Origin of the sequence: Pseudomonas cavernicola (assembly GCF_003596405.1) — a bacterium.
In the GTDB taxonomy this organism is placed as follows: Bacteria; Pseudomonadota; Gammaproteobacteria; order Pseudomonadales; family Pseudomonadaceae; genus Aquipseudomonas; species Aquipseudomonas cavernicola.
Map to the genome: position 1 here is coordinate 2,711,396 of NZ_QYUR01000002.1, position 14,522 is coordinate 2,725,917.

The 14,522-nt window shown below is 60.8% G+C and carries 13 protein-coding genes; 8 read left to right on the forward strand and 5 right to left on the reverse strand.

The window, feature by feature from the left end; genetic code table 11:
• Nucleotides 1-54: 54 nt before the first annotated feature.
• On the reverse strand, nucleotides 55-1,380 hold the full coding sequence (locus tag D3879_RS12920) for a spinster family MFS transporter (protein ID WP_119954621.1): 1,326 nt from the start codon (nucleotides 1,378-1,380) through the stop codon (nucleotides 55-57).
• A gap of 390 nt (nucleotides 1,381-1,770) precedes the next feature.
• Here D3879_RS12920 and D3879_RS12925 point away from each other — a divergent pair, with 390 nt between their 5' ends.
• Nucleotides 1,771-3,939: a putative bifunctional diguanylate cyclase/phosphodiesterase gene (locus D3879_RS12925; protein WP_119954622.1), complete on the forward strand. Its 2,169-nt coding sequence runs from the start codon at nucleotides 1,771-1,773 to the stop codon at nucleotides 3,937-3,939.
• A gap of 86 nt (nucleotides 3,940-4,025) precedes the next feature.
• Here D3879_RS12925 and D3879_RS12930 read toward each other — a convergent pair whose 3' ends face one another.
• The 4 genes from D3879_RS12930 to D3879_RS12945 all read right to left on the reverse strand — a co-directional run bounded on the left by D3879_RS12930 (nucleotide 4,026) and on the right by D3879_RS12945 (nucleotide 6,725).
• Nucleotides 4,026-4,802: a hydroxypyruvate isomerase family protein gene (locus D3879_RS12930; RefSeq protein WP_119954623.1), complete on the reverse strand. Its 777-nt coding sequence runs from the start codon at nucleotides 4,800-4,802 to the stop codon at nucleotides 4,026-4,028.
• On the reverse strand, nucleotides 4,799-5,692 hold the full coding sequence (locus D3879_RS12935; RefSeq protein ID WP_119954624.1) for an NAD(P)-dependent oxidoreductase: 894 nt from the start codon (nucleotides 5,690-5,692) through the stop codon (nucleotides 4,799-4,801). The genes D3879_RS12930 and D3879_RS12935 overlap by 4 nt, the downstream gene beginning before the upstream one ends.
• Before the next feature lie 204 nt (nucleotides 5,693-5,896).
• Nucleotides 5,897-6,262: a DUF5064 family protein gene (locus D3879_RS12940; RefSeq protein ID WP_119954625.1), complete on the reverse strand. Its 366-nt coding sequence runs from the start codon at nucleotides 6,260-6,262 to the stop codon at nucleotides 5,897-5,899.
• 145 nt (nucleotides 6,263-6,407) lie between these two features.
• Nucleotides 6,408-6,725 carry a DUF2288 domain-containing protein gene (locus tag D3879_RS12945; RefSeq protein WP_119954626.1) on the reverse strand — a complete coding sequence of 106 codons (318 nt, stop codon included), beginning with the start codon at nucleotides 6,723-6,725 and terminating at the stop codon, nucleotides 6,408-6,410.
• 299 nt (nucleotides 6,726-7,024) lie between these two features.
• Between D3879_RS12945 and D3879_RS12950 the strand changes: the two genes are divergently transcribed.
• From D3879_RS12950 to D3879_RS12980, 7 genes are all read left to right on the forward strand, one after another.
• Nucleotides 7,025-8,152, forward strand: a complete 1,128-nt coding sequence (locus D3879_RS12950; RefSeq protein WP_119954627.1) for a branched-chain amino acid ABC transporter substrate-binding protein — start codon at nucleotides 7,025-7,027, stop codon at nucleotides 8,150-8,152.
• A 385-nt stretch (nucleotides 8,153-8,537) separates the two neighbouring features.
• Complete coding sequence (gene livH, locus D3879_RS12955) at nucleotides 8,538-9,461, forward strand: high-affinity branched-chain amino acid ABC transporter permease LivH (RefSeq protein WP_119954628.1); 924 nt, start codon at nucleotides 8,538-8,540, stop codon at nucleotides 9,459-9,461.
• The gene (locus D3879_RS12960) at nucleotides 9,458-10,714 is read left to right on the forward strand and encodes a high-affinity branched-chain amino acid ABC transporter permease LivM (RefSeq protein WP_119954629.1); all 1,257 of its coding nucleotides are present in this window, start codon (nucleotides 9,458-9,460) and stop codon (nucleotides 10,712-10,714) included. Before livH ends, D3879_RS12960 begins: the two co-directional genes overlap by 4 nt.
• Nucleotides 10,711-11,478 (forward strand): high-affinity branched-chain amino acid ABC transporter ATP-binding protein LivG, encoded by a 768-nt coding sequence (livG, locus tag D3879_RS12965; protein WP_119954630.1) that lies wholly within the window; start codon nucleotides 10,711-10,713, stop codon nucleotides 11,476-11,478. The genes D3879_RS12960 and livG overlap by 4 nt, the downstream gene beginning before the upstream one ends.
• Before the next feature lie 3 nt (nucleotides 11,479-11,481).
• Complete coding sequence (locus D3879_RS12970) at nucleotides 11,482-12,183, forward strand: ABC transporter ATP-binding protein (RefSeq protein WP_119954631.1); 702 nt, start codon at nucleotides 11,482-11,484, stop codon at nucleotides 12,181-12,183.
• 383 nt (nucleotides 12,184-12,566) lie between these two features.
• The gene (locus tag D3879_RS12975) at nucleotides 12,567-13,778 is read left to right on the forward strand and encodes a class I SAM-dependent methyltransferase (protein WP_119954632.1); all 1,212 of its coding nucleotides are present in this window, start codon (nucleotides 12,567-12,569) and stop codon (nucleotides 13,776-13,778) included.
• 416 nt (nucleotides 13,779-14,194) lie between these two features.
• Complete coding sequence (locus tag D3879_RS12980) at nucleotides 14,195-14,500, forward strand: BufA1 family periplasmic bufferin-type metallophore (RefSeq protein WP_119954967.1); 306 nt, start codon at nucleotides 14,195-14,197, stop codon at nucleotides 14,498-14,500.
• Nucleotides 14,501-14,522 lie beyond the last annotated feature (22 nt).

Sequence of the window (14,522 nt, forward strand, 5' to 3'; positions counted from 1 at the left end):
ACCCTACAACGACCAGGCCCGCAGATGCGGGCCTGGTCGTTTCTGGCGAGTAGCTCAGGCCACGGTCTCGGCCATCGCCTGACGCATGTTTGCCGCATCGCGACTGAAACAGCGGGAGGCCTGGAACAACGAGAGCATGGTGAGGAACAACGCCACCGGGATCAGGTACATCGCGTCGTGCAAACCAACCGCCTTGAACGCCTCGCTCATCTCGGTCGCGCCGGCGGCATACATCGCCGAATGGGCAAAATGATCGGATAGCAGTCCAACCACCACTGGTCCCAGGCCACCACCGAGCAGGTACAAACCGGCAAAGAAAAGTGCCATGGCAGTCGCACGCAAACGCGGCTCCACCACATCCTGAATCGCTGTATAGACACAGGTGTAAAAGTTGTAAGCGAACAACCAGCCGATGCTGAACACGGCAACAAACACACCAATGGTGGTCTGCCCCATCAGCAAGGCGTAAGCCGTGGCCAACGCCGCGACGAGCATCGACCCGGCGCCGAACATCAGCCGACCTCGTTCGGACCGCTGGTGTAAATGATCGGCAATCCAGCCGCCCAACGTCAGGCCAACTAGACCAGTCAGGCCGACAATCACCCCAGTCGCCACCGCCGCCTGTCCCAACGGCAGCAGGAAGTAGCGCTGCAACATCGGCACCATGAACGAGTTACAGGCGTAGGTGGCGAAGTTAAAGGTCAGCCCGGCGACCACCAGCCACCAAAAGGTGCGGATTGTCAGCACCCGCCGCAGTGGCCGATCGACCGCTGCTACCGCCACCTGCACCGTCTCCGCCGCACCCCGTTGCGGCTCGCGGATAAAGAACATAAACAGCGCGAGAGTCACACCGGGCACCGCAGCGATAAAAAACGGCGCGCGCCAACTGCCAAAGGCTTCAACCATCGCCCCAATAGTGAAGTAAGCCAGCAGCAGGCCGATCGGTAAGCCAAGCATGAAAATGCCCATCGCCCGCGCCCGCTTGTGCGCCGGGAAGAGATCGCCAATCAGCGAATTGGCCGCTGGTGCGTAGCTGGCTTCACCAATGCCAACGCCCATGCGCACCAGCAGAAAGCTCCAGAAGTTCCAGGCCAGACCATTCACCGCGGTCAACCCGCTCCACGCCACCAAACCCCAGCCCATGATTTTGCGCCGCGCGCCAGTATCGGCCAGACGCCCCAACGGTACGCCGGCTATGGCATACACAATGGTGAAGGCAGTGCCGATCAGACCGATTTGGAAATCGCTGAGGCTCCACTCCAGACGGATCGGTTCAATGATGATGGCCGGGATGGTGCGGTCGAAGAAGTTGAACAGGTTGGCGAGAAATAGCAGGAACAAAATGCGCCAGGCATTGGCTGCTTGCGGGGCTTGCTGCATGGATCGGGCTCTCTTGTTGTTCTTAACTGGCTCTCTACACCGCAGAACTACCTGGGTAGCCGTTGGAGCAAACCGTTGAGTCTGCAATCTAGAGCCTTCGCCGCGGTCTGTCTGCGACCATTCGCCACATCTATGTAAGAGCATGCTACAGCGCAGGCAAAGCCCCCCGACCGTTTGACGGCTAAGCTAATGCCCCAGCGCCTTTACCGATGCCGAATGGCTGCCGAGAACGCGTTAGATCGACTGGGAATTGTCACAATCGCCAGTTGTTTGGCGCCACCAGCCCGTCAAAACTTGCAAAATCTGCGCACCCTCTATACTGATGCCAAATTGCCACAATCCCTGCCGCCAGGAAGGTGCTGGCCGCAACACTTCAGGAGCATGCGTGCTATGGATTGGCTGGGCTTGAATTTTATCTCTGAACTGCCAGCTGGCGGGCAGCTCATCCTCCAGTGCAGCTACAGCCCCTTGCTGGTGCTCCTGGCCTACGTGGTCGCCTCGGCCGCCAGCTTTACCGCCCTTAACCTAGCGGAACGCGTGGGCCACGCCGAACGCCGCGGTGCACGACTGATGTGGCGCTGGGTCGGCGCTTTCTGCCTAGCCGGCGGTATCTGGTCCATGCACTTCATTGGCATGCTGGCCTTCCAGGCTCCGGTCCCGATCCACTACGACCTCCCGACCACCGCCGCCTCGCTGTTGATCGTCTTCATCGCCGCGTTGCTGGCTATGCACACACTTGGCCACGAGCACTTGCGTCCGTCTCAGTACTTGCTCGCAGCCCTGTGCATCGGCCTCGGCATTGCCGCCATGCACTACAGCGGCATGGCTGCAATACGCTCCCCCGCCAGCCAGTATTACCAGCCCTGGCTGTTCGCCCTGTCGATCCTGATTGCCATCTCCACCAGCCTTATTGCCCTGCTGCTGGCCCTGTACTTCCGCAATGGCGATGGTTTTTTCCACCAGATGCTGAAATACCTGGCCAGCCTAGTGATGGGCGCAGCCATCGTCTCCATGCACTTCACCGGCATGTGGTCACTGAATCTGGTGGCTCCACTTGGCACCCCTTTACAGCTACAACCCGCCGAAAACAGCCTACAACTGGGTCTGACCATCGGCCTGATCGCGCTGCTGATCATCGCTAGCGGCCTCAGCGCGGCCTGGGCGGACAGAAAGCTGGAGAGCAAGGAGCGCGACTTGGTCCGAGTTAACGCCCTGCTCAGCCAACTCGACCACGCCCGCGCATCACTGCAGCAAGCCGCCCACTATGATGCGCTGACCGACCTCCTCAATCGCCGCGGCTTCAACCAGGTTTTCGCGGAAAAGCTGCAAGAGCATATCCAGTGCAACGAGGCTCTGGCGGTGATGTTTCTCGATATCGATCACTTCAAACGGATCAACGACAGCCTCGGTCACGATGCCGGAGACGAAATGCTCAAGGTGGTCGCCGAACGTATCCGCAGCACCGTGCGCGATCACGATGTAATCGCCCGCCTCGGTGGCGATGAGTTCTGCATCCTGGTCAGCCTGCGCAGTGGCGATGAGGCACGGCAACTGGCGCACAGGGTGATGGAGAAGATGAAAGACCCGATTGCGCTGTTTGGACGCAGCTTGGTGATGACCACCAGCATCGGCATCAGCCTACTCCCGGAAGACGGACAAACCTGCGAGGAACTGCTAAAACATGCGGATCTGGCGCTCTATCAGTCCAAAGGCAGCGGGCGCAACAATCTGCACTTCTTCAGTGCGCACCTGAAATCCAAGGTTTCCCTCGAGCTGCAACTGGAAGAGGAACTGCATGACGCGCTGCTGAAAGACAATGGCCTGCAACTCTACTACCAGCCGATTCTCGACCTGCACAGCGGCCAGCTCAGCAAGCTGGAAGCCCTGGTGCGCTGGCACCATCCGCAGCATGGCCTGCTATCGCCGGATCGCTTTATTGGCATCGCCGAAGCCAACGGCTTCATCGCCGAGCTGGATGCCTGGGTACTACGCCGCGCCTGCCACGACCTCAAGCTGCTGGGTGAAACAGGTTTTGCCGAGCTGAAAATCGCGGTGAACTGCTCGGCGCTCAACCTCGGCCGCGATGAGCTCGTTCAGGAGGTACAGGACGCCCTACTGAGCACCGGCGTACAGCCCCGACGACTGGAGCTGGAGGTCACTGAGAACGCCCTAATGGGCAACATCAACCGCGCTGCGGAGCTGCTACAGCAGCTCCGCAGCCTTGGCGTATCGCTCTCGATCGACGATTTTGGCACTGGTTACTCATCGCTGGCCTATTTGCGGCGCCTGCCGCTGGACACTCTGAAGATCGACCGATCTTTCGTCCAAGACATCCCGGAATTCCAGCAGGGCATGGACATCGTTCAGGCAATTATCGGCATGGCCCACACTTTGAAACTCAAGGTGGTCGCCGAAGGCGTGGAAACACCGCAACAGCTGGAGTTTTTACGTGAGCATGGCTGCGACTTCATTCAGGGCTATCTGCTTAGCCGGCCGCTGCCACTGCCGGTGCTACGCGACTTGCTACACCGTTTCAGCACGACGCCAATGAGTGCCTGAACCGGCACACGCTAGCAACTGACCCAGGGCCATCCTCGACGATCACGGCAAAATGCCGTCCCTAGACTTCAGCGCACCGCATGCCCCTACCGCCGCCAGAGCGCTAGCCAGCCAAGCGAGTCCTGACTGGTGCTACTCGGCCGATACTCTGCCGCCAGCCAACCGCTATAGCCTATCGCCGCCAGCGCCCTCTGTACCGCACTGAAATCCAGCTGCCCGCTACCCGGCTCAGCACGACCCGGACAATCGGCGAACTGCACATGGCCTATCCGCCCCGCCAACAGCTGAATACCCGCAGTCAGATCCAGCCCTTGCCGGGCCATATGGTAGAGATCGAACTGCGCCGCACAATTGGGGTGATCGACCGCACGCAACAGCTCATCCAGTTGCTGTGGCGTATTGATCAGAAATCCCGGCATATCCAGCGGATTAATTGCCTCACACAGTACGCGGACACCCGACGACTGAAACGCCTCGGCGGCGCAGCGTAGATTGTCGACCAGGGTAGCCATTGCCTGTTCGCGCCCGCAGCCCTCGACCAGCCGCCCAGGCAGTACGTTGACGCATGCAGGGCGCACCACGGCGGCATAGGCCATCGCTTGCTCCAGTGCGGCCTTGAACTCGGCCTGGCGCGAAGGCACAGCGGCCAGCCCAGCGCCACCGTCCAGCAAATCCCCCGCAGGCAGGTTGATTAGCACCAGCGGCATACTCGCTGCCGCCAAGGCCGCGCTCAGCTCGGCAGCCTGCACCTCGTAGGGAAACTGGACTTCCACCCCATCAAAGCCCGCCTCAGCCGCCGCGGCGACCCGCTGCAGCAACGGCAGCTCGGTAAACAGTAGGGACAGATTGGCGGCAATCTTCACGATTTCTCCTCTCGATACAGCTCTACCAGCGTCGCCGGATCGCGTTCGAGGTTGCCTTGGCTAGTGCCGTGCAGGCGCATCAACTGCGCCGCCAGGGCGCTCAGCGGCGTGGCCGAATCATGCTCGCGGGCGAGCTTTACGGCGGTATCGAGATCCTTCAGCAGCGTGCGGACGTGCCACTTGATCGGCTCAAAGCGACTTTCCGCCATCTGCGGGGCGAGAATCTGCAACGGTTTGGAGTCGGCAAAACCGCCAGCCAAGGCAGGTGCAAGCAAGCTGGCATCGACCCCGGACTTTTCTGCCAAAGCCATTACTTCTGCGATCACCAGCGCATTGCAGGCGACGATCATCTGGTTGCAGACCTTAGTGACCTGGCCCGCACCGACCGCCCCCATGCGCGTCAGGCGTTGGCCCAGGTTCAACAAAATCGGCCGCACCCGCTCCACGTCTTGCACGCGGCCGCCGGCCATGATCGTCAGCGTACCGGCCTCGGCGCCCAGGGTGCCGCCCGACACCGGCGCGTCCAACCAGTGCATGCCGGTGCGGCTTTCCAACTCAGCCGCCATCTCACGCGTGGCCGCCGGCTCCAGACTGGAGAAGTCCACCAGCAGCTGCCCTGGTTTGGCGCCCTCGACCACCCCATCGGCACCGAACACGACCTTCTTTACCACCCGGGTATCGGCCAGGCAGAGCATCACCACATCAGCCGCCTGACACAGTTCAGCCGGGCTGAACGCTTGCCGTGCACCGGCGGCAACCAGCGCCACGCATTTGTCTGGCGAACGGTTCCAGACTGTCAGCGGATAACCGGCGGCGAGCAGGCGCTGGCACATCGGCAGGCCCATCAGACCAATGCCGGCAAAGGCGAGAGAGGGTAAAGCGGCGCTCATGCAAGTCTCCAGTACCGGTGGCAAAGCTGCCATCTTAACGTTGTAGGCTGGGTAGAACCCGGCGAAACCCAGCTCATACACCGCTGGGTTTCACGTCGTTCCACCCAGCCTACGGTCTTCATTTACTCGTAAGGCTTTCGCGGGCATGGCCCGCTCCTACGAAGAGCAGTGGTCCGACTCGACACAAACCTTGCAGGCCGCCCTTCAATCGCCCCTCAGCAGACGATCAAGATCCACCGGTTCGCCAGAGTGGGCATGCAGCTTCGCGCGGATATCCTCGAACATCTCATCGAACTCTTTATGGTCACGCAGAATCGGCCCAAAGCTCGGGTGCAGACCATGTTTGGCTGCGATACGCGTCGCTACGCTGGCGAAGTTGAAGGCGAAGTCACGGTGCAACTCAAACTCTTCTTCGAACGCCTTCCCCGCCACCTCACCGAGCATCCGGAAGTGCAGCAGCGCACCCTCTTTAGGGTCGTTGCGCACCTCGTAGTAGAGGTCGATGGAAAACTCCGGCTGCCCGGCCAAGCCAGGCAAACCCGCGCGATGCAGATGACCAGGTTCAAACATAACGGTGCTCCTAGGAATCAAGGAATCTCGGGGCTGTGCAGAACTGAGCGGTTCGCGGCACAGGGCTGCTTCGCTGGCAGATTGAAGGTATCGGCAGACAGGCTCGTTCAGTCTAGCCTGCCCTTGTGCAACCGGGATGCCCTGGTCAGTGCAGCGACGGCCCTTCAGCTCGCTCCTGAATCAACACCCAGGGCGCCACCACCACCGCCCACAGCTTGGGGTCGCGTGCCAACAAGTCTTCGGCACGCCGCTCTTCGACCTTACTGACCTGCTCCGCCGCAAGCCAGGCCGCGACTTGCGCCTGGTCGTTCTGCGCCACAGCCAGTGCGACTTCGACCAAATCCATAGTCGCACTGACCCATAGCAAAGCACCGCGGGCGAAGAACGGTTGCAGTTCCTGCCAGCTAATCGGTGCCGTTTCTCCAAGCAGCTTGGCATAGAGGGTGCTAGGTTGTTCAGTCATGGCATGCTCTGTTGTGAATGGCTATGTTGCAGACGGGCGCAATGATAGCTTCAGTCATCTTGCAGGCAAGCCGGCCTGACGCCGATAGTCGGCTACAAGGCACGCCGTTTTTCTATACGTTTATTGCATTTAAGCGACATCGACCCTTTCATCCCTCCAGTAGCGGCTTTTCAAGGCACAAATCGGCGCTCTACACTGCACCGGTACAGTTGCCGGGGGTATGACCGGGCTTTTTTACCCGGTTCTGCAGCTTAGGCCGTCAGGACTAACAACAACGAAAATCATAAGAGTGGAGCACTATGAACAAGGCTACTAAGCAGATTTCCAAACTGTTTGCCGCCATGGCTATGGCCGGCGTCGCCAGCTATTCACTAGCAGCTGACACCATCAAGATTGGTTTGGCAGGCCCGGTTACCGGTGCAGTGGCCCAGTACGGCGAGATGCAGTTCGTCGGCGCCAAGATGGCCATCGAGCAAATCAACAAGGCCGGCGGTGTTAACGGCCAGCAGCTCGAAGGCGTGGTTTACGACGACGCTTGCGATCCGAAACAAGCCGTTGCCGTAGCCAACAAAATCGTCAACGACGAAGTCAAATTCGTGGTTGGCCACCTCTGCTCCAGCTCCACTCAGCCGGCGTCCGACATTTACGAAGACGAAGGCATCCTGATGATTACCGCGGCCTCCACCAGCCCGGACATTACCGCCCGTGGCTACCAGCTGGTGTTCCGCACCATCGGTCTGGACAGCCTGCAAGGCCCAACCGCCGGCAACTTCATCGCTGACCATGTCAAGCCGAAGAAAGTCGCAGTTCTCCACGACAAGCAGCAGTACGGCGAAGGTATTGCCACTTCGGTGAAACAGACGCTGGAAAGCAAAGGCGTCAAAGTGGCACTGTTCGAAGGCATCAATGCCGGCGACAAGGACTTCTCCGCGATGGTCGCCAAGCTGAAACAAGCTGGCGTGGACTTCGTCTACTACGGCGGCTACCACCCGGAACTCGGCCTGCTGCTGCGCCAGACCAAGGAGAAGGGTCTGGACGTTCGCTTCATGGGCCCGGAAGGGGTGGGTAACAAAGAGCTTTCCGCAATTGCCGGCGACGCCTCTGAAGGCTTGCTGGTGACCTTGCCGAAATCCTTCGACCAGGACCCGAAAAACCAGGCGCTGGTCGCCGCCTTCAAAGCCAAGAACGAAGACCCGAGCGGTCCGTTCGTGTTCCCGGCTTACTCTGCGGTAGAACTGATCGCAGAAGGCATCAAGAAAGCCGGCGACACCGACACCGCCAAGGTAGCCGCCGCATTGCGCGCCAACACCTTTGCCACGCCGACCGGCAACCTCAGCTTCGACGCCAAGGGTGACCTGAAGGACTTCAGCTTCGTGGTCTATGACTGGCACGCCGACGGCACCAAGACCGAAGCGCCTCTTAAGTAACAAGAGGGCGTCCCGCCTGAACCCAAAGCCCACTGCATCTGCAGTGGGCTTTGTTTTACTCGAGGTAACCGGGCGCAAGCTCAGCCACAAGCAATGAGCCAAAGCCCACGCGAAAGCCTGCAAAACCCCACACGCAAGCTGGATAGCAAGGCAGATTCGCCCAGGCGAATTTGAACGGCGCAAGCCGGCCCCGAGAGGGGCGAAGCAAAGGATGTGCTTCGTGAAGGAGCCGAGTAACAACCGAAGCTCGCCTGCGTTACCACGCAAACGACATTTCCCACCACCCGGTGGGTCGCAGTACAGAATGTACCGCGCGGTTTGAACGAGGGCCTGACGCCGCTATCGAGTCGCGCAACAGGTTTTGTAGGTTTTCAGGAGAGTTGTGATGCCTGATATCTACCATTTCTTACAACAGCTGGTTAATGGCCTGACCATTGGCAGCACCTATGCCCTGATCGCCATCGGCTACACCATGGTCTACGGCATCATCGGCATGATCAACTTCGCCCACGGCGAGGTTTATATGCTGGGCTCGTACATTGCCTTCATTGTCATTGCCGGACTGACCATGCTCGGCCTGGACAGCCTGCCGCTGATTCTGATCGCCGCCTTTGCGGCCACTATCATAGTCTGCAGCGCCTACGGCTACAGCATCGAACGGGTCGCCTACCGACCGCTGCGCGGCAGCAATCGCCTGATTCCGTTGATTTCGGCCATCGGTATGTCGATCTTTCTGCAGAACGAAGTCCTGCTCGCGCAGAACTCCAAAGACAAGGCAATTCCCAACCTGTTCCCCGGCAACTTCGTATTTGGCGAGAGCGCCATGCACAACGTCACCATCTCCTATATGCAGGTGTTGATCTTTGTCGTGACCTTCCTGGTGATGCTCGGCCTGACCCAGTTCATCTCCCGCTCCCGCCTGGGCCGCGCCTGCCGCGCCTGTGCGGAAGACATCAAGATGGCCAACCTGCTCGGCATCAATACCAACAACATCATCGCCCTGACCTTCGTCATTGGCGCCACCCTGGCCGCTGTCGCGGCGGTGTTGCTGGGCATGCAATACGGCGTGATCAACCCGAACCTGGGCTTCCTCGCCGGGATCAAGGCCTTCACCGCCGCGGTGCTCGGCGGCATTGGCAGCATCCCCGGCGCGATGCTCGGAGGGCTGGTGCTTGGTGTGGCCGAGGCCTTCGGCGCCGACCTGTTCGGCGACCAGTACAAGGACATCGTGGCCTTCGGTCTGCTGGTGCTCGTTCTGTTGTTACGGCCGACCGGCATCCTCGGCCGTCCGGAGGTGGAGAAGGTATGAAGCAGAATCTCAAGACCGCATTTTTCAGCGCCCTGCTGGTGCTCGCCGTCGCCTATCCGGTACTCGGCCTGAAGCTGACCATCGTCGGCATCGGCCTGGAAGTGCATGGTGCCAGCGCCATGACCCTGGCGGCCGTCGGCGTCGGTGCGGTGATGATGTTCTTCTGGCAGCTGTTCCGTGCGCAGATTGGCGCGGCCTGGGACAGCACGCCCAAGCTGCCGAGCGTACCGAGCAGCATCAGCAATCGCCTGATCCTGCCCTCGACCCAACGCTGGGCGGTCCTCGCGGTGATCCTGCTCGGTCTGGTCTGGCCGTTCTTCGGCTCGCGAGGCGCGGTGGACATCGCCACGCTGATCCTGATCTACGTGCTGCTCGGCCTCGGCCTGAACATCGTCGTCGGTCTGGCCGGCCTACTGGACCTGGGTTACGTCGGCTTCTACGCCGTCGGCGCCTACAGCTATGCGCTGCTCTCGCACTACTACGGTCTGGGTTTCTGGGTCTGCCTGCCGATCGCCGGTGGCATGGCCGCGCTCTTCGGTTTCCTGCTCGGCTTCCCAGTGCTGCGCTTACGCGGGGATTATCTGGCCATCGTCACCCTCGGCTTCGGTGAGATGATTCGCCTCCTCTTGCGCAACCTGACCTGGCTGACCGGTGGCCCCAACGGCATCAGCAACATCGACAAGCCGACCCTGTTCGGTCTGAGCTTTGAGCGAAAAGCCGCCGAAGGCCTGCAAACCTTCCACGAGTATTTCGGCATTGCCTACAACTCGATCAACAAGGTGATCTTCCTTTACCTGGTGGCCCTGCTCCTGGCCCTGCTCGCCCTGTTCGTGATCAACCGCCTGCTGCGCATGCCGCTGGGGCGGGCCTGGGAAGCGCTGCGCGAGGATGAAATCGCCTGCCGCGCACTCGGTCTCAACCCGACCGTGATCAAGCTCTCGGCCTTCACCCTGGGCGCGTGCTTCGCCGGTTTCGCCGGCAGCTTCTTCGCCGCGCGGCAGGGCTTGGTGACCCCGGAGTCGTTCACCTTCCTCGAATCGGCGACCATCCTCGCCATCGTCGTGCTCGGTGGGCTCGGCTCGCAGCTGGGGGTAATTCTGGCGGCAATCGTGATGATCCTGTTGCCTGAGCTGATGCGTGAATTCAGCGAGTACCGCATGTTGATGTTCGGCGCCTTGATGGTACTGATGATGATCTGGCGTCCGCAGGGCCTGCTGCCCATGCAACGCCCCCACCTGGAGCTGCGCCAATGAGCCGCCCGATTCTCGAGGTAAGCGGCCTCACCATGCGCTTCGGCGGCCTGCTGGCCGTCAACGGGGTGGGCCTGACGGTAAAAGAAAAGCAGGTGGTCTCGATGATCGGCCCGAACGGCGCCGGCAAGACCACCGTGTTCAATTGCCTGACCGGTTTCTACCAGCCCACTTCCGGCAGCGTCCTGCTCGACGGTGAGGCGATCCAGGGCCTGCCTGGCCACAAGATCGCCCTCAAGGGCGTGGTGCGGACTTTCCAGAACGTGCGTTTGTTCAAGGAAATGACCGCGGTGGAGAACCTGCTGATCGCTCAGCATCGGCACCTCAACACCAATTTCCTCGCTGGTTTGTTCAAGACTCCGGGGTTTCGCAAGAGCGAGCGCGCGGCGATGGAGTTCGCCGAGCACTGGCTCGAGCAGGTCAACCTGACCGAGGTGGCCAACCGCCCGGCCGGCACGCTGGCTTATGGTCAGCAACGCCGCCTGGAAATCGCCCGCTGCATGATGACCCGCCCGCGCCTGTTGATGCTCGACGAGCCGGCTGCCGGCCTCAACCCCCACGAGACGGAAAACCTCAAGGCGCTGATCGCGATGTTGCGCGATCAGCACAACGTCACCGTGCTGCTGATCGAGCACGACATGAAGTTGGTCATGAGCATTTCCGACCACATCGTGGTGATCAACCAGGGCACGCCCCTGGCCGACGGTACACCGGAGCAGATTCGCGGCAATCCGGACGTGATCAAAGCCTATCTGGGGGAGGCGTAACCTATGTTGTATTTCGATAACGTTTCCACCTTCTACGGCAAGATCCAGGCGCTGCATGGCGTCAGCGTGGAAGTGCAGAAAGGCGAGATCGTCACCCTGATCGGCGCCAACGGTGCCGGCAAGTCGACCCTGCTGATGACCCTCTGCGGTTCGCCGCAGGCGGCCAGCGGCAGCATTCGCTACCAGGGCGAGGAGCTGATCGGCCTGGACACCTGCGACATCATGCGTAAAAGCATTGCCGTGGTACCGGAGGGCCGACGCATCTTCGCCCGCCTGACGGTGGAAGAGAACCTGGTGATGGGCGGCTTCTTTACCGACAAAGCCGACTATCAGCAGCAGTTGGACAAGGTGCTGCAGCTGTTCCCGCGCCTGAAAGAACGCTTCAACCAGCGTGGTGGCACCATGTCCGGCGGTGAACAGCAGATGCTCGCCATCGCTCGTGCGTTGATGAGCAAGCCGCAGCTGTTGCTGCTCGACGAGCCCTCCCTGGGCCTGGCACCGCTCATCATCCAGCAGATTTTCGAGATCATCGAACAGCTGCGCAAGGAGGGTGTGACGGTGTTCCTGGTCGAGCAGAACGCCAACCAGGCGCTGAAACTAGCCGATCGCGCTTATGTGCTGGAGAACGGTCGGATCGTCATGCAGGGCAGCGGTGAAGCCCTACTCAACGACCCGAAGGTGCGCGACGCCTACCTCGGCGGCTAAGCGTACAGCAGGATAAAAACGGCCCTTCGGGGCCGTTTCTTGTCGTACTTCTTATGGCCTGACGCTGGGCTGAAGCCTTGTAGGAGCGGGCCATGCCCGCGAAAGCTGGCATACAACAACTTCGCGCCCCCTCGGAGCACTGCGCGTTGAAGGAGTCGCGCAAAATCGGGTTTATTGCTGGGTTTCGCTGCGCTCTACGCCAGCCTACGTTTCGCTCGCTTCGCGCGCCGCCGGCCTGCAGGCAAGGAATGAACGGCCAGCGCCCCCTGAGTTCACCAAATAAGCACGCGCCAGGCCACCCGGAAAACTCTAAAATAGCCGCCACCCGCTTGTTCGGCGCTTTCGCCCCCCCTCAATAGAATCGCTCGCTCGAGGCCTCCTTCATGTCAGTCGACTCCTTGTCCGCCCCGCCTGCGGCCGATCATCGTGCGCAGTTTCTGGCGCGGCTGGACACCAGCCTCGCCCAGAACACCTTCGTCAAACTGGTGCTCTCGAAATACCGTGGCGATGAGGTGGATCTGCAGCGCGTAGTCGCTCGCCTGGTCACGGTTCGCGAGCAGCCTTGCCTGTCGTTTGTGTACAGCTACAAGACCCGCGACATCACCAAGAACCTACCCGTGGCCGAGGCCATTGCCTGCATTGCCGACTTGCTGCCTGCGGCGTTCAAAAACGCCCACCTGCTGTCGCTGACCGATGAGATCCAGTTGGTGTTCGGCAAGAAGGACAAGAGCAGCCTGTTTGTCGGCCAGGCCGTGCAGCGCGAGACGCCCAGCGTCGAACACAACCGTGAGAAGAAGCGCTTCCTCGAATTGAGCCGGCCGTTTCTGGCGGATCTGGGGGTGACCACCGCCAAGCATGAGTTGATCCCGGCGATGGCGCGCAAATGGAAGCAGATCAACAAGTTCATCGAAGTCTTTTCCCACGCCCTGAGCGCCTCGCCGTTGCGTGAGGACCAAGCCATCCATGCCGCCGATTTCGGCTCCGGCAAAGGCTATTTGACCTTCGCCATGCACGACTACCTGCGCAGCAGCCTGGGGCTGAACGCGACGGTTACCGGGGTGGAGTTGCGCGAGGACATGGTCACGCTGTGCAACCGCGCCGCCGCGCGCCTGGAGCAGCCGGGGCTGTCCTTTCAGCACGGCGATGTGCGCACCTATTCGCCCGCGGCCATCGATATCATGATCGCCCTGCACGCCTGCGATGTGGCCACCGATTACGCGATCCATCTGGGCATCCGCAGCGGCGCCGCCATCATCATGTGTTCGCCCTGCTGCCATAAGCAGATACGTCCACAGATGCACAGCCCGGCGCTGCTGCGGCCCATGCTGCAATACGGCGTACACCTGGGGCAGGAAGCGGAGATGGTCACCGACAGCCTGCGCGCCTTGTTGCTGGAGGCCTGCGGTTATGACACCAAGGTGTTCGAGTTCGTGTCACTGGAGCACACCAACAAGAACAAGATGATCCTCGCGGTGAAACGCACCGAGCCGGTTAACCCGACTGAGCTACTGGAGAAAATCCAGGGGATCAAGAGCTTCTACGGCATCGACGAGCATTGCCTGGAAACGCTGTTGAAGGCGGACGGTCATCTTTAAAACAGGCCGAGAGTAGTCGTGCTTCGGTTGCAGACCACAAGCCGTCTATTGTCTTTTACCCGCTCACCGAGCCAGCTTATCCCGCACCTGGGGGCGCCTGGACAGCCCGCTCAGGCGGCAGTCAGGTATGAGCGTGCGAAGTCGAGAGGTTGTTACAGAATCGTCCACTCATGACTGGGCAGACCAGCGCGTGCCGGCCGCCCATGCCGAAACTGGCCGATTTTCTGGTCATTTTTTGAAATTGCGCTGTAACAAACCCGACGGGGCTTTCTCTACATGGATAGGCGAGCGACATAGCCTCTCGGTACGAGCAGCGCAGCATGGCATCCATTGCGGTCTAGGCTGCGTAGAAGTACCCGGCGCGTTCGACATAAGCCTGAACTCCACCACCCTCGTCTCTGACAGGAGCACACATGATGAAAACCACCCCCTCCAGCACCCTCCAAGCGGCAGCCCTGGCACTTGCACTGGGCAGTGCGCTGACCATCGCTGCCGCGCCGCTCACCGCTCAGGCCGCCGACACCGAGAAATGTTTCGGTGTAGCGCTCAAAGGCAAGAACGATTGCGCCTCGGGCGCCGGCACCACCTGCGCCGGCACCGCGAAAAAGGACCATCAGGGCAACGCCTGGAAGCTGGTGCCCAAGGGCACTTGCGAAAAGACCGCCTCGCCGACTTCGCCGACCGGTTTCGGCCAGCCCCAGGCCTACAAGGAAAAGGCCTGATCACCCCAGGCCGGTGTGCTAA